Annotated in this window: 17 protein-coding genes; 8 read left to right on the top strand and 9 right to left on the bottom strand. The window is 69.6% G+C overall.

What is annotated here, in order from left to right:
• Positions 1-9: 9 nt before the first annotated feature.
• On the bottom strand, positions 10-1,098 hold the full coding sequence (locus AB0J95_RS17200) for a histidine kinase (RefSeq protein ID WP_364758093.1): 1,089 nt from the start codon (positions 1,096-1,098) through the stop codon (positions 10-12).
• A 387-nt stretch (positions 1,099-1,485) separates the two neighbouring features.
• Between AB0J95_RS17200 and AB0J95_RS17195 the strand changes: the two genes are divergently transcribed.
• From AB0J95_RS17195 to AB0J95_RS17185, 3 genes are all read left to right on the top strand, one after another.
• The gene (locus AB0J95_RS17195; protein WP_364758091.1) at positions 1,486-2,367 is read left to right on the top strand and encodes a helix-turn-helix domain-containing protein; all 882 of its coding nucleotides are present in this window, start codon (positions 1,486-1,488) and stop codon (positions 2,365-2,367) included.
• A 104-nt stretch (positions 2,368-2,471) separates the two neighbouring features.
• Positions 2,472-2,981 carry an SET domain-containing protein-lysine N-methyltransferase gene (locus AB0J95_RS17190; RefSeq protein ID WP_364758090.1) on the top strand — a complete coding sequence of 170 codons (510 nt, stop codon included), beginning with the start codon at positions 2,472-2,474 and terminating at the stop codon, positions 2,979-2,981.
• Positions 2,978-6,928, top strand: coding sequence for an amino acid adenylation domain-containing protein (locus AB0J95_RS17185; protein WP_364758088.1), 3,951 nt, complete (start codon positions 2,978-2,980; stop codon positions 6,926-6,928). Before AB0J95_RS17190 ends, AB0J95_RS17185 begins: the two co-directional genes overlap by 4 nt.
• Positions 6,929-6,971: 43 nt before the next feature.
• Here AB0J95_RS17185 and AB0J95_RS17180 read toward each other — a convergent pair whose 3' ends face one another.
• Both AB0J95_RS17180 and AB0J95_RS17175 read right to left on the bottom strand, forming a co-directional pair.
• Positions 6,972-7,832: a S1 family peptidase gene (locus AB0J95_RS17180; protein WP_364758086.1), complete on the bottom strand. Its 861-nt coding sequence runs from the start codon at positions 7,830-7,832 to the stop codon at positions 6,972-6,974.
• 433 nt (positions 7,833-8,265) lie between these two features.
• Complete coding sequence (locus AB0J95_RS17175) at positions 8,266-8,640, bottom strand: peptidase inhibitor family I36 protein (protein WP_364758084.1); 375 nt, start codon at positions 8,638-8,640, stop codon at positions 8,266-8,268.
• A 304-nt stretch (positions 8,641-8,944) separates the two neighbouring features.
• Between AB0J95_RS17175 and AB0J95_RS17170 the strand changes: the two genes are divergently transcribed.
• The gene (locus tag AB0J95_RS17170; protein ID WP_364758082.1) at positions 8,945-9,709 is read left to right on the top strand and encodes a LuxR C-terminal-related transcriptional regulator; all 765 of its coding nucleotides are present in this window, start codon (positions 8,945-8,947) and stop codon (positions 9,707-9,709) included.
• Between the two features lie 207 nt (positions 9,710-9,916).
• Here the strand turns inward: AB0J95_RS17170 and AB0J95_RS17165 are convergent, their stop codons facing one another.
• From AB0J95_RS17165 to AB0J95_RS17150, 4 genes are all read right to left on the bottom strand, one after another.
• Entirely contained in the window at positions 9,917-10,351 is a 435-nt protein-coding gene (locus tag AB0J95_RS17165; protein WP_364758080.1) for an LLM class flavin-dependent oxidoreductase, read from the bottom strand.
• 128 nt (positions 10,352-10,479) lie between these two features.
• Positions 10,480-11,472, bottom strand: coding sequence for an aldo/keto reductase (locus AB0J95_RS17160; RefSeq protein ID WP_364758078.1), 993 nt, complete (start codon positions 11,470-11,472; stop codon positions 10,480-10,482).
• 112 nt (positions 11,473-11,584) lie between these two features.
• Positions 11,585-12,073, bottom strand: a complete 489-nt coding sequence (locus tag AB0J95_RS17155; RefSeq protein ID WP_364758076.1) for a VOC family protein — start codon at positions 12,071-12,073, stop codon at positions 11,585-11,587.
• 28 nt (positions 12,074-12,101) lie between these two features.
• Positions 12,102-12,845, bottom strand: a complete 744-nt coding sequence (locus AB0J95_RS17150) for a LysR family transcriptional regulator (RefSeq protein ID WP_364758074.1) — start codon at positions 12,843-12,845, stop codon at positions 12,102-12,104.
• 136 nt (positions 12,846-12,981) lie between these two features.
• Between AB0J95_RS17150 and AB0J95_RS17145 the strand changes: the two genes are divergently transcribed.
• The 3 genes from AB0J95_RS17145 to AB0J95_RS17135 all read left to right on the top strand — a co-directional run bounded on the left by AB0J95_RS17145 (position 12,982) and on the right by AB0J95_RS17135 (position 15,404).
• On the top strand, positions 12,982-13,404 hold the full coding sequence (locus AB0J95_RS17145) for a hypothetical protein (protein WP_364758073.1): 423 nt from the start codon (positions 12,982-12,984) through the stop codon (positions 13,402-13,404).
• A 406-nt stretch (positions 13,405-13,810) separates the two neighbouring features.
• Positions 13,811-14,164, top strand: coding sequence for a hypothetical protein (locus AB0J95_RS17140; RefSeq protein WP_364758071.1), 354 nt, complete (start codon positions 13,811-13,813; stop codon positions 14,162-14,164).
• Between the two features lie 31 nt (positions 14,165-14,195).
• Positions 14,196-15,404 (top strand): GAF domain-containing SpoIIE family protein phosphatase, encoded by a 1,209-nt coding sequence (locus tag AB0J95_RS17135; protein WP_364758070.1) that lies wholly within the window; start codon positions 14,196-14,198, stop codon positions 15,402-15,404.
• 36 nt (positions 15,405-15,440) lie between these two features.
• Here the strand turns inward: AB0J95_RS17135 and AB0J95_RS17130 are convergent, their stop codons facing one another.
• Both AB0J95_RS17130 and AB0J95_RS17125 read right to left on the bottom strand, forming a co-directional pair.
• A complete protein-coding gene (locus AB0J95_RS17130; RefSeq protein ID WP_364758068.1) occupies positions 15,441-16,358 on the bottom strand; it encodes an alpha/beta hydrolase family protein in 918 nt (305 codons plus the stop codon).
• Positions 16,359-16,429: 71 nt separating this feature from the next.
• The gene (locus tag AB0J95_RS17125) at positions 16,430-18,007 is read right to left on the bottom strand and encodes an AMP-binding protein (RefSeq protein ID WP_364758067.1); all 1,578 of its coding nucleotides are present in this window, start codon (positions 18,005-18,007) and stop codon (positions 16,430-16,432) included.
• A gap of 138 nt (positions 18,008-18,145) precedes the next feature.
• Between AB0J95_RS17125 and AB0J95_RS17120 the strand changes: the two genes are divergently transcribed.
• Entirely contained in the window at positions 18,146-18,994 is an 849-nt protein-coding gene (locus AB0J95_RS17120; protein WP_364758066.1) for a LuxR C-terminal-related transcriptional regulator, read from the top strand.
• Positions 18,995-19,075 lie beyond the last annotated feature (81 nt).

Here is a 19,075-nt window from a genome sequence, read left to right as displayed (position 1 = left end):
GAACCCTAGTCACCCCTCAGTGGTGAGCAGGCGCAGTCGCAGCTGGAAGCCGCCGTCCGGGCAGGGCTCGCAGTGCAGGTCGCCGCCGAGCAGCTCGGCCCGTTCACGCAGGCCGATCAGACCGTGCCTGGCGCTGGGCAACGGGATGACGGGCCTGGTCGGCGCGGTGTTGGTGACCGTGACGCCCGCGTGGGTGTCATCGGCCCAGACCCGGACGGTCGCGGTGGCGCCGGGGGCGTGTTTGCGGATGTTGGTCAGGGCCTCCTGGATCGTGCGGTAGATCGCGCGTTGATGCGGCGGGCGAATACCGGCGGGCAGATCGCCGTCGAGCCGGATGGGGACCCCGCTGTTGGCCAGCAACACCTCCAGCTCGGCGAACGTCGGCTGCGGGGCGAGCTCGCCGCGGACGGTGGTGGACGCGCGCAGCAACGTGACCATGTGGCGCAGTTCGTCGAGGGTGCCGACGCTGAGCGCGCGGATGGTGGAGGCGGCCTCGGCCGCGTCCGGGTCGGCGGTGCTCATCTGCAGGGCGCCCGCGCGCACGGCGATCAGGCTGACCTGGTGGGAGACCACGTCGTGCATCTCCCTGGCCAGCTGGGCGCGTTCCTTGGCCAGGACGTTCTGCGCGATCAGCTCCTGCCGGTGTTCGCGGACCTCCTCGATCTCCGCGAGCCGCGCGGACAGATCCCGGTGGGTCACGACGAGCTGGCCGAAGAACGCGGGCGCCGCGGCCATCGCGGCCGAGTAGGCGAGGCTGATCAGGATCGCGTCCGGGCTGGTCAGGTCGAACTCGGACGTGGGCCACGGCAGGGCGTAACCGATCACGGCGAGCACGGTGCACGCGATCAGCGCCGGACGGTTGCGGGTCCGGGAAGACAGTGTGTACAAGGCGATCAGCGACGCGATCACCGCCATGGACGCCACGACCGCGGGCAGGGTCAGCGCGAAGACCAGGTACGGCAGCCGCCTGCGCACAACGAGAGCGGCGCAGGCGACCGCCGCGCAGGACATGCCGATGTGGTCGGTGGAGTCGACGCTGATCCAGGCGTCCAGGGCCGCGGCACAGACGGCCATCGCGTCGAAAAGGCGAGCACGCACCCGCCCGACGATATCCCCGCCACCCGGCGGGGGTGCTCCGGCCGACCGGCGGATGGGGCCGCGCGGCGGTCCGCGAAATCATGGCTGTCCGCCGAACAGGAGGAGCCCGCCCGAGGATGGCACCGGAATTACCGTCATGCATGGAAATCCACCGGTGTTTCACCGAGTTGTCGCTGGCCGGCGCGGACGCTGATGTCGTTGTGGCACAAGCGGCCGCGGTCACGGGCGGGCCGGTGGTCCTGGAGGACACCGCGCACCGCGTGCTTGCGTTCGCCCCGCCGTCGGCGGACGCTCAGGCGGTACTCGTCCAATGGAGAGCGTTGTCCCGCCGGATCGTCACCACGGGACAGACGTCGTACGACGAGCGAACCGGTTGGCTGGCAACGGTTGTCGGCGCGGGAGGACGGTTCTGGGGCCGGCTGCTGGTGCGGTGCGCACCCGTCGGACCCACATGTACAGCTGGCCGAGCGGGCCGCGGCGGCGGTCGCGCTCGACCGGTTGCTGCGCCGGGATGAGGAACCGGCGCACCGGGCGCAGCGCGGTCTGCTGACCGCACTGCTGGCCGGGAACCTGCCCGCGACGCAGTTCGCGGTGCGGGCAGAGGTGCTGGGGGTGCCTGTGGCGGAGGGCGCCCTCATCGGTGTCGCGGTGCGCGGCCGCCCACGGGCCGTCGGCGACGCGCTCCGCGACACCGGCCAGCCGGCCTTGTTCGGCTTGGTGGCCGAGGGTTCCGTGGCGATCCTGCTCACGCTGGCGTCCGGAGAGGACGGTCACGACCAGGTGACCAAGCTGGCGGCCGCCGTCCGCACCCGGGTGGGACCGGACGTCGTGATCGCAGCCGGCCGGGTGGTGACGGCGGTGCACAACGCACGGCAGACGTTGACCGAGGCGCTGAGGGTGGCGGCGGTCGCGCCCGGCGGCGGCAGACCATATGCCCGGCCGGCCGACGTCGGTCTGCCCGCCCTGATGCTGTCCTTACGAGACGACCACGACCTGCAGGCCTATGTGGAGCGTGAGCTGGGCCCGCTGCTCTCGTACACGGCCGAGAACCCGGGGTCGGACCTGCTGAGCACATTGCGGTCTTATTTGGACAGTGGCGGCAACAAGAGCGACGCGGCGGCTGCGGCGCACATGTCCCGGCAGGCGCTGTACGACCGGCTCAAGCGGATCGGGCAGCTGCTGGACGCCGACCTCGACTCGCCCCGGGCCAGGGCGGCCCTGCACATCGCGGTGCTCGGCCACGACGCCATTCGGCCCGGACATTCCTGACAGAGTGTCCAGCCGGGAACGAATTTCGTATCGTATTGCCGGTCGTCGGCGAAGTCTGAACCAATTCCGAGGTGCGGTCGTATCCCAGGTGGAAGCAGTTGAAAATGCCGATCCGGGGAGTCGATGTGACCATAGAAATGCTCGGCACGACGAGTTCGGTGGCGGTCGTGCGGGCGGGCGGCGAGTTCCGCCTGATCGCGAACCGGCCGGTCGCCGCCGGTGAACACCTGTTCGCCATCGTGGGCGAGCTCAGCCACCGGCCGACGAAGTATACGGTGCAGGTAGGGCTCGCGATGCATATCGATGTACCGGCCGAATATGACTTCGAGGCGATTCTCGACCAGTTCTACTGGCGATTCATGAACCACGGCTGCGACCCGACCGTGACGATCAAGGGCCGCGAGGTGGTCAGCCTGAAACCGATCGAATTCGGGCAGGAGATCACTTTCAACTACAACACCACCGAATACGACATGGCCGAGCCGTTCGCCTGCCGGTGCGGCAGCGAGCGCTGCGCCGGGCGTGTCCAGGGGTACCGGCACCTGCCCGCGGACGAGCGGGCCCGGCTGCGGCCGTGGCTGGCGGCCCACCTGCTCGCCGCCGAAGTGCGATGACCGCGACCGTCCAGTCCCCGGCGGTCTCGCTCTACGACTTCTTCGAGCAGGCCGCCCAGCGGTGGCCGGACGCCGTGGCGGTGGACATCCCGCCGGCCGGCGGGCGGCCGCAGCGCAGCCGCGTCACCTACCGCGACCTGCTGCGCAAGAGCACCGCGGCCGCGGGGATCTTCGAACGGCTGGTCGGCCGGGGCCGGATCATCGCGATGCTGCTGCCGCGCACGTCCGACGCGCTGTACGCGACCCAGCTGGCCGTGCTGAAAGCCGGGTCCGCGCACGTGTGCATGGATCCGTCCTTTCCGGACGACCAGGTCAAACACATCCTGAAGGACTCCGGGGCGCGGGTACTCGTCACCGACGCTACCGGGGCCGAGCGCGCACACCGGATCGGCTACCCGGGCGCGATCGTGCGAGTCGACGCGCCGATCGCCGCCATGCAGCCACTCGAGGCGCCGCGCGCGCCGGACGGCCTGGCGTACCTGATCTACACGTCCGGCACCACGGGCCGTCCCAAGGGCGTGATGATCACGCACTCGTCCATCGCCAACCTGGTCAGCGGTGACCTGGTGGAGTTCGGCCTCCGCCCGGGTGACCGCGTGGCGCAGGGGTCGTCCGCCGCCTACGACTCCTCCGTCGAAGAGACCTGGATGGCCCTGTCGGCCGGTGCGACGGTGGTGGTGATGGACGACGAGACCGTCCGGCTCGGCCCCGATGTCGTGCCGTGGCTGCGCGACGAACGGATCACCGTGTTCTGTCCGCCGCCGACCCTGCTGCGCGCGGCGTCCTGTCCCGATCCGTTGGCCGCGTTGCCGGAGTTGCGGCTGCTGTACGTGGGCGGCGAGGCGCTGCCCGACGACGTCGCCGAACAGTGGTCGCGCGGGCGGCGGATGGTCAACGGCTACGGCCCGACCGAGTGCACGGTCACCTGTCTTCGGCAGGACATCGTTGCGGGACAACCGATCGCCGTCGGTCACGCGGTACCGGGCATGCGGGCTTGGGTGCTCGACGAACACCTGAACCCCGTCGCCCCCGGGCAAAAAGGCGAACTGTGCATGTCCGGGGCCGGGCTCGCGCTGGGGTATCTCAACTTGCCGGAGCTGAGTGCCGAGAAGTTCCCGGATCATCCCGCGCTGGGGCGGCTTTACCGCACGGGTGACCTTGTGCACGCCGAGCCGGACGGGACGCTGTTCTACCACGGCCGGATCGACTCACAGGTCAAGGTCCGCGGCTACCGGATCGAACTGGAGGCGATCGAGACCTGCCTGGCGCGGTGCGACGGGGTGCGGGAGGCGGCCTGCCGGGTCCAGGGCGAGGGCGCGGTGCAAGCCATCGCGGCGCATATCGTTCCGGTCGACCCGATGCGGCCGCCCCATGTGGCCGGCCTGAAGGCCAGGCTGCATGAGGATCTGCCCGCGTACATGGTGCCCACGCTGTACGGCGTGATCAAGGATCTGCCGCGCAGTGCGGGCGGAAAGCTGCGCCGGACCGACCTGCCCATGCTCACTTTGCCGCAACGCCGCAGCAATGGCGGCGCGGTGGCGGCGAACCCGGTCGAAAAGGCGATCGCGGACGCCTTTGCCGAGGTGTTCGGCATCAGCGGGGGAGTGTCCACAACGGACGACTTCTTCGACGACCTCGGCGGGACCTCGCTGCAGGCCGCGATCCTGATCTCCAAGCTCCGGCTCAACCGGGCCACCGAGGCGATCACCGTCCGGGACGTCTACGAAGCCCGTACCGTCGCTCAACTTGCCCGGCGGGTCAGCCCGGGCGCGCCGGCCCGGCAGGAACCGGCGCCGGTGCCGGTGGTCTCGACCGCGCGGGCCGCGGCCAAGGTGACCATGGTCCAGGCCGCGTGGATCGCGCTGGAACTGCTTCTGCTGGCGCCGATCGCGTATCTCATCACGTTCAAGTTCCTGCCGTGGCTGGCGGACCAGACCGGGCTGCTGCCGCTGGTGCTGATCGTGCCGGTGATCCTGATCCCGCTCGGCCTGGCCTGGACGCCGATCGCGGTGTTGCTCGCGGTGTGGCTCAAGCGGATGCTGATCGGGATCTACCGGCCGGTGCGGGCCCCGGCCTGGAGCAACCTGCGCCTGCGGATGTGGATCGTGCAGCATGTTGTGCGGCTTATCCCGTGGGGATTCATTGCCGGGACGGAATTCCAGTGCATGGCGTTGCGCGCTCTCGGTGCGAGGATTGGCAAACGCGTGCACATCCACCGCGGCGTCAACCTGACTCAGGGCGGCTGGGACCTGCTGGACATCGGCGACGACGTGACGCTGAGCCAGGACGCGCACATCGGGCTGGTGGGGTTCGAACACGGCCAGATCGTCGTCGGCCCGGTCCGGATCGACTCCGGTGCCACAGTGGACATTCGCGCGGGCCTGGCGGCGGGTACGCACATGGGCCGCGACTCCTGGCTCGCGCCGCTGTCCTCGCTGCCCGCCGGCCAGTCCATCTCGGACGGTGAACTGCACGACGGCGTACCCGCGCGGCTGGTGGGCCCGGCCCCTCGGCCGCCCGAGCCGGACCGGGAGGGCAGCATCCTTTCGCCGATGCTGCACGCGATCGCGATGCTGGTCAGCCGGACGCTGCTCGGCTGGGTGCTCGCCATCCCGGCCACCGGGCTGGCGGTCGGGGTGATCCTGTACTACGGGCTGACTTTCGACAACCTGCTGCAGACCATCGCCAACCCGTTGCTGTACATGCCTTTCCTGTGGCTGATGGCCGGGCTCGTCTGCCTGACCCTGATGGTGACGATCGCCTTCGAGGCGCTGGCCGCGCGGATGCTCGGCCGGGTGCCCGAGAAGGTGATCAGCCGGTGGAGTCCCGCCTACATCCGGATCTGGCTGAAGGCCGGGCTGGTCGACTCGGCCGGCCGCTGGCTGTCCGGCGGCCTGTACTGGCCGGTGTGGTTGCGCTGGGCGGGCATGAAACTGGGGCGTGGCTGTGAGATCAGCACGATCATCGACGTCGTCCCCGAGTTGGTGCGCATCGGCGGCGACACGTTCTTCGCCGACGGGATCTACCTTGGCGGGCCCAGGATCCAGCAGGGCACGGTGACGCTGAGCAGCGTCCACATCAGCCCGCGGACGTTCCTCGGCAACCACGCGGTGATCACCGGCGGCCAACGGCTGCCCGCGGACATCCTGATCGGCATCAGCACCGTGGCCGACGATCGCGCGGTGCGGCCGGGCAGCTCGTGGTTCGGGCATCCCGCTTTCGAGCTGCCGCACCGGGAAGTCGTCGAGGTGGACCGGAAGCTGACTCACTCGCCGTCGCTGGCCCGGCGGGTCACGCGGCTGTTCTGGGAGTGGCTGCGGTTCGCGTTGCCGGTGGTGCCGCTGGCGATCATGGTGACGTGGTTCTGGTGGACCGCGACCGCGGTGCGGCTGCTGCCGTTCGCGGCCTTTCTCGCGATTGGCGCCGCGGTGGTGACTTTCGGGGTCACCTTGCTGCCGTGCCTGATCATCCTGGCGATGAAATGGCTGCTGCTGGGCAAAGTCAAGCCCGGCGTCCATCCACTGTGGTCATGCTGGTGCAGCCGGTGGGACTTCCTGTACGTCGCTTGGGGAGTCATCGCCAGCGGGACGCTGGCGGCGCTGGAGGGCACCCTGATGCTGGCGGTCTTCCTGCGGCGGACCGGCATGAAGATCGGCAAACGGGTCGTGCTCGGCGACGGGTTCGCCCAGGTCGTCGACCCCGACATGCTGGAGTTCGGCGACGGCGCCACGGTGAACGCCATGTTCCAGGCGCACACCTTCGAAGACCGTGTCCTGAAGATCGACAAGGTCAAGGTGGGCGCCTACTCCACGCTCGCCCACGCCACGGTTCCCTTGTACGGCGCGGACATCGGCACGTGCACCTCGGTCGCGGCGCACAGCGTCGTGATGAAACACGAGCGCCTGCTGCCGAAACTCCGCTACGAAGGCGCCCCCACCAAGGCATGACTGAAAGGTCAGCCCTCGCGAACCAGGCACGAGGGCTGACCTTTCAGAGTTGGGCGCCGGTTCGGGCGAGGGCGGTGGTGACCGGCTGGAAGAAGGTCACGCCGCCGGTGCGGCAGTTGCCCGAGCCGCCGGAGGTCAGGCCGATCGCGGCGCCGTCCTGGGTGAACAGCGGGCCGCCGCTGTCGCCGCCCTCGGCGCAGACGGTGGTCTGGATCAGGCCGGTGACCCGGCCCTCGGGGTAGTTCACGGTGGCGTTCAGGCCGGTCACGCGGCCGTTGTGCAGGCCCGTGGTGCTGCCCATCCGGAACACCTGCTGGCCGCGCCGGGCGTCGGCCGCCCTGGTGATCTGGACCGTGCGCCCGCCGCCGAGGTTGATCTCGCTCGGTGCCTGGGTGTTGGTGTTGTCGTAGGTGAGCAGGGCGAAGTCGCCGTTGCCGGGGAACCGCGCCTGCTGGACGGTGGCGGTCTGCCTGCCGTTGCGCGACACCGACCACCGCCGTGCGGCGACGCCACAGTGGCCCGCGGTCAGGAAAGCCGGGTCGCCGTCGTCCGTGGTCACGTTGAAGCCCAGCGAGCACCGTGCCCCGCCGCCGAAGATGGCGTCGCCGCCCGCGGCGAACAGGTGGAACTCCTCGGCCGACCGCTCGACCCGCGCGTTCATGGTCTTGGCCGTGGTCATCAGCGTGTCCCAGCGGTCGCCTTTCACCGTGCGGTCGGCCGTGACGACCATCTGCCCGGTGTCGGGATCTGTCACCCACACGGTGCCTGGAATGGCCGTGGATGTCCGCGGGGCGCTGGACGCGTTCGCCTGCGGAATGGCGATGGCCGCAGCGGTCACGACAGCCACGCCCGCCGCCGCTACCAGCGCTTTCTTCTTGGTCACTTTCCTGTGGACGGCGCGCACTCGACTACCTCCCGCTGCCCGGACATAGGCCTGCCTACACGGGCTATACGGGTGTTACGGAACCCCCGGTTCAATTCCGCGGATCGATGAGGCGATCTCAACGAGGTGTGGCGGGCCGGTCGTGTTCGATGTGGGTGCGTACCAGGGAACCCGGACGGGTCCGCAAGAGGGTTCCTCTGCTCACCATGGTGGATCGGTCGCAGCGGTGGGTGTGCCGGTGGAGGTCGTGATGTCTCGAACACCGTGTTGAGCGCGACCTCGATGCTCAGCCAACGGCCGGTCGCGTGCCGACGCCCGGCGAGGCCGGAAGGTCGGCTCTCGTGACCATTTCTCTCGTTTCCAAATTGTCGCGCTACTCACGAGAACCGACCTGTGAAAACGTCGGGCGACTAGCGTGGCCCTATACACCCATGTATCGAGCGGTTGCGATGGTTCAGCACGTCCCGCCGGCGATCTCGATCGCTGACGCGGAGTTGTCCGGTGACACCGACGATGCCGACGAGTTGGCGTAGAGGTTGTGACAGGGATTGAACCATGTGCCGTGCACCTGTTCCCACCACGTACCATTGATGTTGGTCCTGTTGCGCCATGACGACATTTGATCGTTGTAATTCCAGTCGGTCAGGTTGGCTTTGTCGCCTGGGAAGAATGTCAGCATCCGGCCAGTGAAGTTCGGATTCGCCCACAGGCAGATCTCGCCTGGGTCGCAGACATTGTCGAGCACGGAGGCGGCGTGCGCCGCCGGGGTGAGATTCAGCAGCACCATTATCGACAACGGTACCAGTGAACACTTGACGATCTTGCGCACAATAGGCCCTTTCTGGAGATCCCTGCGAGGTCGTGGACGGTGGCGCCGTCCATGGATGGCGCAGTCCTGGCCTCGATCTTTCCCGACTGTGAGTGTGTGATCTTCGAATCGGGATCCGAGAATGTCAGCATTCCGCGGTCACATTGTCATGCCGGCTATTAGCCGGACACCGGCGTGGTGCGAATAAGGATATGCAACCCTGTCGACGGACACTGATCGTTCCTGGTTTTACGGTCTCCACTGTGACACCGCGGCACCCGGGAGCGACATACGTACCGGTACGAATGGACAAGGGGGCAGGCCGGTGGTCGAGCTGACCGGGCGGGACTACGAACGCGTCCTCACGCTGGTGGCCACGCTCCTGGATACCGCCATGACCGGTGACCACGATCCGGATACCTGGCAGCCGCGATTGCCCTGGCCAGTGGTCCTGGCCGAGCTGACCAGATCCCTGCACGCGCCCTGGGGCTTCGTCGTCGGCATCGACGCCTCCGGCACCACCCGTGTTCCCGCCTGGGAACCCGTCGAACTCGGCCGACGTGCACTGCCCGCCATGGTGGAGCAGGCCGTCCGCCGCCGCGTCCCGGTGACCGACACCAAACTCGGCCTGCTACTGCCCGCCCCCGCAGGCGCCCGACGTCTCATCGTCCTCGGCCGGGCAGACGCGGCCTTCACTGACCATGAACGAGCCTGTCTCGACCGCCTCCGGCCCATCCTGACCAGCCTCGACAACCACTTCCAACACCTGCAGGCCTGGCACACCACCCTCACCCGGCCGCACACCGCGCGCCCGGCCACCGAAGGACACCCAGTCGCCCTCGCCGCCGAACACCGCCTCACACCCCGAGAACTCACCGTCCTTACCCTCCTCGCCGAAGGCCTCACCGCACCCGCCATCGCCCACCGCCTCGGCACCACCACCCGCACCACCCACAAACACCTCGAAAACCTCTACCGCAAACTCCGCACCCACGACCGGCTCCTCACCGTCCTGCGCGCCCAAACCCTCGGGCTCCTCCCCCCGGCTGGCTGTACTGCCCAGGGAGGTTGTGAACGTGGCGACACGTGATCGGATGACCTCGGAATGATGTCGCCGATCTCGGGGTGTGCACGCTGGCACCCCGTCCGGCCCGCAGACCGCTCGCACGTCTGCCGCAAGTCGCTCAACCGCCCAGCGACTTTGTCGAACACGGGACGCTCGTTCGGGGTGGGGGCGAAGCAGACGATCTCGTCGAAGCCGATCGCCCGGTAGCGGTCTGCGATCCTGGCCAGGGAGTCAGTCGGTGCTGGCCCATGGGTTCATCGCCCCGTACGCGAGCAGGATCCTGCGCGGTGTCCGTGGATCGCGATCCCGCTTCAGGCAGAGCTGGCCGAGCCTGCGGGAGCGTTCGATCGACGCCTGGTGGAAGTCGTCTTCCGATGCTGTGCCGGTGAACGTGACCCAGCCGTCGGCGTGGTCGGCCACCACCGCGAGCGATCGGGCGGCGTTGGCGGCGACGATGAGCGGGACGCGCTCCCGCACCGGCGCCGGAGCCATGGCGGCATCGTGGTACGCGTAGTGGGCGCCGCTGTGATCGCTGACGTCTCCCCGCAGCAGCCGGTCGACGATGCCGACGAACTCGCTGAGCCGATCCGTGCGTTCTCGCGCGTTCCAAACCGGTGTGCCGGCACCGCCGGGTCGCGGGGATGGCGCAGGTTGTCGCCGGTCCACAGACTGTCGAAGCCCGCCTCCTCGGCGATGGCGGCCCACTGGGTGGCATCGCCCCAGCCGCGCGGGTTGATCTTGAGTCCGAATCGCACGCGTGACCTTCCCTACGGCGTATGGGTGGTGCTGGAGTGTCAGTACGCGGCGTCGAGTGTCGTCCGCTGCTGCGCCGTCAGCTCCAGGTCCACCGCGGCCAGGCTCTCCTCCAACTGCTCGACGGACGAGGCGCCGACCAGGGGGATCATCGGAATGTCACCGCCCATCAGCCAGGCGAGCACCACCTGGTTGAGGGATGCTCCCGTCTCCTTGGCCACCTCCCGCAGTGCCGCGAGACGCCGAGGCGTGCCTGGGTGGTCGAACGCGGCATCGAACGGCTTGTCGTCACGTACGTAGCCGCCGCCCAGCAAGGGGGAGTAGGCGACCAGCGTGAGCTCAGGCTCGGCCCGCAGGTAGCTGAGCAGGTTCCCGCCGACCACGCCGAGGTTGCCGTCCTCGGACCGCAGGGTCGGCAGATCGGTGCGGGGTCGCAGGTAGGAATGGTGATACTGCAGGACCTCATAGCCCGGGAGCCCGGCTGCGGCCGCGAGGTTCCTGGCCCGCTCGAGTCGCCATACCCAGTGGTTGCTCGCACCGAGGAGACCCACGGTGCCGTCCTCGACCAAACCCCCGAAAGCTTCGACAGTCTCCGCCAGCGGCACCTTGGAGCCTTCGAGGTACGCGTGTGCGTACAGCAGGTCCAGCTTGTCCACGCCGAGCCGTTCCCTGCTGCGCTCCGAGGACTCCCGGATCACCTGGGCGGACAAGCCCTCAAGGTCGTGACTGAGCCCGGTCGCCGGAGCGTTGGGCCGCCCGCCGAGCTTTGTGGCGATGACGACCTCGTCCGTGACACCGCGGCTGCGTCGCCAGCGGCCCAGCAGCGCTTCACTTTCACCTCCCTGAGTGCCATTGACCCAGTAGGCGTAGTTGTTGGCGGTGTCGACAAAGGTGCCGCCGGCCTCGACGAAGCGGTCGAGGATGGCGTACGACGTCGCCTCGTCCGTGGCGGTGCCGAACAACATCGCGCCCAGGCTCAGCACACTGACTTCCCGGCGAGTCCTCGGATCGCCGCCAATCATGCGGTACTTCATGCGAAATCCCCTCAGTTGCCCATCAGCGCAGGGCGTTGAGCGGGATTGTGGCTCCTGGACCGCGCTCAAGGTCAACTAGCGCCTCCACGAACTCTCGCGGGAATGACTCCAATCAACCCGGGGTACCGACGCGGGCGCACGCGCCGACGGTGTCCGCGCCGTAGCGGGCGATGTCGGCGTCCAGGTCGAGCTCGCCACGGCGGTTGCGGGCGTCGTCGTCGACCAGGTCGGCGGGCACGAGCCAGCAGACCTCGAACTCCAGCCCGTCCGGGTCCTTGGCGTACAGGCCCTTCGTCGTGCCGTGGTCCGCCGAACCCACCAGCGCGCCCGCCTCGGACAAGCGCTCCTGGTAATGGCGCAGGTCAGCGAGGGTAGGCACCTCCCAGGCCACGTGGTACAGGCCGACCTGGCCCGTTCCCGCGGTGCTCAGCCCGGCCTGCGGGCCGACCTCGAACAGGCCCAGGTCGTGGTCGTTGGCCGACTCCGGGGCCTGCAGGAACGCGGCCCTGGCGGTCCGGTGCACCACACGGAAGCCGAGGACATCGACGTAGAAGTCCGTGCTGACGCTCGCGTCCCGCACCCACAGCACCGCGTGGTTCATGCCCCGGATGGCCACCGTCGTCCGCCTCTCATTCCGATCCCGGCAGGGCGAAACCGGCCCCGCCCCGCGCCCACCAGCCCGCATGGACCGGGGCGCCAGCGACCAGCTCACGGTATCCCTTGCCGATCCGCGCGCAGAGCTCGTCCACCATGGCGGCCTCGGCCCAGCCGGCCCGCCAGGCCAGCACGATCCGCCGGAACAGCGGGTTGCCGGCCAGTGGCAGCGTGACCAGCCCGTCCCGGTTCGCGCCGATCGGGTACAGCGGGCAGATCACCCGGCCGGACGCGGTCAGCGCGAACGCCACGTGCGACTCGGTGGTGAAGTCGGTGATCCGCTGCTCGAACCCGGCCGCGCGGCAGGCCGCCGCGAAGAACTCGTTCATGCCGCTGTCGTCCGGATGCGGCATCACCCAGCTCTCCGCCGCCAGCTCGGCCAGCCCGACCTCGGTCTCCACCAGCAGCGCGTACTGCTGGGCCGGGATCCCCGCGACCCGCACCGGCACCGACGCGGCCTCCCGCCGGGCGGTCTGCTCCAGCTCGGTCAGCTGCCCGAGCACCTGTTTGGCCTGCTGCGGCACCAGGGCGCCCAGGTGCGTCGGCTGCACGCCCTCGGCGCCGCGCAGGAACAACGCACCGCCGAGGTGCCGCTCGATCCGTCTGAGCTGGGTGGTCACCGCGGGCTGGGTCAGGTGCAGTTCGGCGGCCGCGCGCCGCAGGCTGCCCGCGTTCCCGATCGCCACGATCAGCTCGAGATGAAGGAGATCAAGGCGCATGCGCCCCGTTCTGCTATCCGACCGGGCGTTGCGGCCGTTCCTGGCGGGTCGTGGACGGCGCCTGCGTCGTCGGGGGCATCGAGTTCGGGCGCAACGTGCGGACCACCGATCCGGCCGCATGTGCGGAGTTCGCGACGTGATCGTGCCGCAGTTCGGTGCCGCATACGAGAACCCGGTGCGCGCGTGGTGGTTCGACCCGGCCGACCTGCTCTGCGCCGCCCGCGCCGCCGAGGCGGGCGGACTGGAGATCCTCGGGTCGATCCACATGCACCCGGACTGGCCCCGGCTCGGCCTCGGGACGGCCCGCGCGCATCCGTTGTGCGAACGGCCGACGCCGATGGACGAGTACGTGTTCCACGCCAGCGGCTGGCCGGTCAACCTCGTCTGTTACCTGGAACGCTTGCACGGCAGGCTTTATCACAGCCTCGCCGCGTGGCGGCCCGGCGATTCCGGCTGCGTGCAGGACGTCTCGTTCGTCACCGTGCGCGGCGAGAAACACCACGGCCGGGCCTCCCAGGCGGTGGTCGCCGACAGCGCGATCGCCGCTTCCACAACATGATTCCCGCCGCTGGAGGACCGACCCGATGAGCAAGCCGAAGTTGCGCACCTCGCCTTCGTCGTGCGCGACGCCGCCAAGATGGCCGCGTTCTCCTGCGAGCAGCTGGAGATGGAGCTGTTCCACGTCGACCCGGACGGCAGCCACTTCGTCACCGACGGGTACATCAACCTCGCGCTCATCCAGCACCGGCTGGACAGCGAGAACCCGGCCGGGTGCCACACCCGGTCTCGCGGCCCACTGATCGGCCGTTCGCCGAGTACCGCGCAATCGACCCGGAGGGCAACTGGTTCGACCTGTCCGAGCACGGGTTCCTGCCGCCGGGAACCGGCTGAGATTTTTCCCGCGGTCCTGTCGAGATCGCCGGGTCCGGTTCGACGCATGAGCAGAGACCGGAAAGGGGACCGAAATGAGCACCGTGACCCGCCTGAGGACCGACCTCGCCACCACCCTGGCGATGGAGGACATCGCTGAGGACATGGGCTTCCTGGCCCCCGACGACCGGCTGACCTGTCACGTGCACGGCCGGTGGATCCACCAGTGCGTCAGCTCGCCGGTGCACGTCAACCAGGTCACGCGGCATCGCTGGTGCCGCACCTGCCGGACGGCGCTGACCGTCGCGGTGGACGAGCTGACGCGCACCGTGACCATGTCGTGCCCGCGGTGTGGTGACGGCGGAAGTGCCGCCACGGACCGGCTGGCCGCGGCCTGCCGGGCCAGCATGGACACGGCCGTTGGGCGGGTCGTCGCCGCGGCCGCATGATCGCGGCACGGCGTTGCGTTAGCCTGACCGCGTGACGGAGGCCAATGGCGCAGAGGATCAGTTGCTGCGGATCGAGAGCGTGACCGACTCGGCGCTGTCGCACCTCGACCTGGAGAAGCTCCTGCACGAGCTGCTGGAACGGGTGCGCGACCTGCTCTCCGTCGACACCGCCACCGTCCTGTTGCACGACAGCGCCGCCGGCCAGCTGGTGGCGTCCGCCGCCGCCGGGTTCGAGGAGGAGGTCCGGCAGGGCGTCCGCGTCCCAATGGGGGCGGGGTTCGCCGGTCAGGTTGCCGCGCAGCGCAAGCCCGTGATCATCGAACGAGTCGACGCGTCAACGGTCGTTAACCCGTTGCTGTGGGAGAAGGGCCTGCACGCGATGCTGGGGGTGCCGATGGTGGCCGCCGGTCGGCTGATCGGCGTCGTGCACGTTGGTACGTTCGCGCATCGGCGGTTCAACGACCATGACATCCAGCTGCTGCAACTGGCCGCCGACCGGATCGCTTTGGCCACCCAGTCCCAGGTTTCGCAGACCGAGCGGGCCACCGCGGCGGCGTTGCAGCGCAGCCTGATGCCCGGCCGGCTGCCGCAGCCGGAGGGGCTGGAGTTCGCGGCGCGGTACGTTCCCGGTGCGGGGCTTCGGATCGGCGGCGACTGGTACGACGTGTTCCCGTTGCCCGGGGAGCGCTGGGGCATCGTGATGGGCGACGTCGTGGGGCACGGACTGCCCGCGGCCGTGGTGATGGGACGGCTGCGCAGTGCGTTGCGGGCCTACGCCCTGGACGTCGAGGACCCGGCCGGTGTGCTGGAGAAGCTGAACCGCAAGGCGAACCACTTCGAGCCGGGCATCATGGCGACGGTGCTGTACGCGGTCGTCGAACCCAGCCACGCGGAGCTGACCGTGTCCCTGGCCGGTCACCCACCCCCCGTCCTGGCCCTGCCCGGCGAGCCTTCGCGACTGCTGGACCTGCGGCCGGATCCGCCGATCGGCATGCGGCACGGCACCGACCGGCGCAGTGCCACGGTGGAGATCCCCGAGGGGGCCGTGGTCGGCTTCTACACCGACGGCCTGATCGAACGCCGGGACTGGATCGTCGACACCGGCCTGGAACTCCTGCGCGCCGCCATCGACACCAGACCCGCCGAAGCCGTCACCGCCAAGGTCATGTCCGCCCTCACCGGCGCCAGCCCACCCGAGGACGACGTCGCCCTCCTCGTCATGCGCCGCACCGGATCCTGACCGGCGGGACACCGCCGGTCAGGTATCCACTGTGGATCAAGCGAGCGCGGTGGTGAGCATGGGGAACGAAGAGTGGAGCTCTCGCTGCCACCAGCCCCAGTTGTGGGTGCCGGGGCTGTAGATGTTGGCGGTGACAGTACCGCCCAGCTGGCGGACTCGCTGGATGAAGGCGGTGCTCTGGTCCCGGCAGACCGGTTCGATCGCGAAGTCCGGCAGCGCGCCGGGTGGGTCGAGCGGGCCGACCTGACCGTCACCGCAGGCGACGTACAACGGGATACCCAGCAGCCGGTCGGCCAGGTCGTAGGGGTTGTGCCCGGCCCAGACGGCGGCGTTGACGATCGGGTCCCCCCACAGCGCGAAGGGGTCGTAGCCGTCCTTGACCAGAACCCCTTGGATGAGGCTGGTGCTTCGGGCGGACTGCCGGGTGTGCAGCAGGCCGCTGTAGGACGCGGCCGCCTGGAACATGCCGGGATGTCTTGCGGCGTACGACATGGCGCCGAACCCACCCATCGACAGACCGGCGATCACGCGGGTGCCGCTCGCACCGTAACCACGTTCGATGATCGGCAGCATCTCGGTCAGGTGGAACGTCTCCCAGTGCTGCCCGGTGCGCCAGTCCGAGTAGAACCCGTCCCGCCCGCCGGACGGCATGACCACCAGCATCTCCTGCTGCTGCACCAAAGCCGAGACATCGGTGGACCGGGTCCACGACGTGTAGTCGTCGCCCGCGCCGTGCAGCAGGTACAGCACCGGCCAGCTGCGCGACGAGCCCGGGGTCCAGCCCGGTGGCAGCAGTAGCCGCACCGGGACGGCCGCGCCGAGCGCGGGGGAGTCGATGGTGATGTCGAGCATTCTGGTGCCGAGCCGGTTCTCGGACACCACGCGGGCGGCCGCCATCGGTACGAAGACCGTCGTGGCGGCGCCGAGCAGGAACGTGCGGCGGTTGGCAGGCATCATTGCCTCCTTGGCAGGGTGAACACGCGCTCCGGCAGGGTGGAGCGCGAGACAGGGGAGGGCGGCTGCCCTCAGCGCGAACGGCGCAGCGCGGAGCGTTGGAGCTTGCCGCTGGACGTCCGCGGCAGCTCGGCCAGGAAGTGGACCTCGCGTGGATAGGCGTGCGCGGCGAACCCGGTCTTGACCAGGTTCTGCAACTCGGTCACGAGCGTGTGCGACGGCCGGTACCCCGGCCGCAGCACGACATAGGCCACCAGAACCTCGCCCCGCAACGCGTCCGGCGCGCCGACCACCGCGGCCTCGGCCACGCAATCGTGCCCCAGCAACACGTTCTCCACCTCATGCGGGCCGATCCGGTACCCGGCCATCAGAATCACATCGTCGTCGCGGGAGGCGAACGAGAGGAAGCCGTCCTCGTCGCGCACCGCGGTGTCGCCGGTGACGTACCAGCGTCCGTCGGAGGTGAACCTCCCGGGCAGACCGCGGTACCCGGTGAACCACATCAGCGGGCTGCCGGCCAGCTCGACGGCGAGCCTGCCCGGTGACCCGGCAGGCGCCGGTTCGTCCACATCGGACCGCAGCACGGCCAGCCGCCAGCCGGGCAGCGCGCGTCCCATGGACCCCGGCCGCAGCTCGGCCGCGACGTCGGCATGCCACCCGTTGGCCGCGACCATCCCGAGCTCGGTCTGTCCATAGTGGTCACGGATCGGCGCGCCCAGCGCCCGCTCGGCCCAGACGCTCACATCCGGCGGGAGCGGTTCGCCCGCCGAGGAACAGTGCGACAGTGGTGCCGAGGTCTTGCCTCCGGTCTCGCGCAGCGCGCGGTAGACCGTCGGGCCCGCGGTGAAGTTGGTGACCTCGAACCGGTCCAGCACGGCGCAGGTCAGCTCGGGCGAGAACCCGCTGTGCAGCAACAGGCTCCGGCGGCCCAGCGCGAGCGGGCCGATGATCGCGTGGTAGAGCCCGTACGCCCAGCCGGGATCGGCGGCGTTCCAGTACACATCGGACTCATGGTGGTCCAGGCCGTACAGTTGGTACGCGCGCATCGACGCCACCGCCCGCAACGGAACGGTCACGCCCTTCGGCGCGCCGGTCGTACCGGACGTGTAGAGCTCGACGATGATCCCGTCCCCGCCGACCGATACCGGAACCGGCTGGGGCGCGGCGCTGAGCATGGCGTGGAACGAGAAGTCGTTGCCACTGGCCATACCCGTGGTGACCACCAGCGGCACCGGACCGATCTGGTCCAGTTTGAACCGTTGTGCGGCCTCGGTGACCACGACGGTGGTGCCGCTGCTGGTGAGCCGCTCGGCGATCGCGGGTGGTGCCAGCGCGGTGAACAGGGGCACCTGGACCGCGCCGAGCCGCCAGATCGCCAGCGTCGCGATGACCAGCTCGGCGGACTTGCCCATCAGCGTGGCGACCCGGTCGCCGTGGCCGACACCCAGCGATGCCAGGGCGGTCGCCAACCGCGCGGAGCGGTCCCGCAGCTGTCCGTAGGTCAGATCCTCGAAGGCGAGGTCCGGTTCGATGACCGTGAACGCCACGGCGTCCGCTGGATGCTGGTCGCACAACAACTCCGCGGTGCATGCCCAGGAGTGCCCGAAGAGGGTCAGCAGTTCGGCGATGTGATCCTGTGGGCTGGTCATGGGGTGCTCCCGGAGATCGGGTGAACGGCGTACCTTCGGCTGAGCGATTCCCCGGAGTGGCAGGAGAAGCTCGCCTGCCGAATGATGTTTCCTCAACAACAATCATCAAGGCACCCCCGGGTGAGGGGAGGAGGCGCGGTGGACGGCGCGATGGACACCGACATCAGGCCGCGGATCCTGCGGGCGCTGACCAGGATGCGCGGGGTCACCGGGCTGCCGCTCACGTTCGGCGGGCCGGTCGACGCCGAGCGGCAGACCAGCCTCACCCAGTTCGCCGGCCCGGTGGTGGGCCCGCTGCGGGGCGTCACCCTCGACTGCGGCCGGGGCCTGGGCGGCAAGGCGGTGGCGCTGCGCCGGCCGGTGGTGGTCAACGACTACGTGGCGGCGACCGGGATCAGCCACCACTACGACCACATCATCCAGGCCGAGGGACTGCACGCGATGGTGGCCGTCCCGGTCGTCGTGGGCCGGGTCGTGCGCGCGGTGCTCTACGGCGCGCAGCGCGGCGAGCTGCCCATCGGCGACCGGATCGTGCACTCGATCCTGGAGACCGCCCGGGACCTGGAACAGGCGCAGGCCGTGCACGACGAGGTGGCGCTGCGGTTGAAGTCGCTCAACCGGTACGACGTGGCCGACCCGGCCCGGCCGCGGTGGGAGCTGCTCCGCGAGGCCTACGCCCAGCTGCGGGTCGTGGCCAGTGGCCTGGCCGACGAGCAGGCGCGGCGGCAGGTGCTGGCGGTGTGCGAGCAGCTGTTGGTGGCAGGGGAGCGGACCGCGCCGCCGGCGACCGCGCCGGCCCTGTCGGCCCGTGAGGTGGACGTGCTGGCGTGCGTCGCCCTGGGCTGGACGAATACGCAGGTCGCGGGGGATCTGGGGCTGACCGCCGAGACCGTGAAGAGCTACCTGCGCAGCGCCATGCGCAAGCTGCACGCGGGCTCCCGGATGGAGGCTGTGGTCACCGCCCGGCGGTTGAGCCTTCTCCCGTGAGGGTACTGAGCGGGGTACGGTTGTACCCGGTACTGTCCTGACCGGGCTCGCTGATCTTGGGAGTGCCGTGGACAGCATGCG

The sequence above is a fragment of the Actinocrispum sp. NPDC049592 genome (assembly GCF_040675465.1).
Classification (GTDB): Bacteria; Actinomycetota; Actinomycetes; order Mycobacteriales; family Pseudonocardiaceae; genus Kibdelosporangium.
Note: the sequence above shows the minus strand (reverse complement) of the source record. Positions and strands in the feature narration are given on the sequence as shown.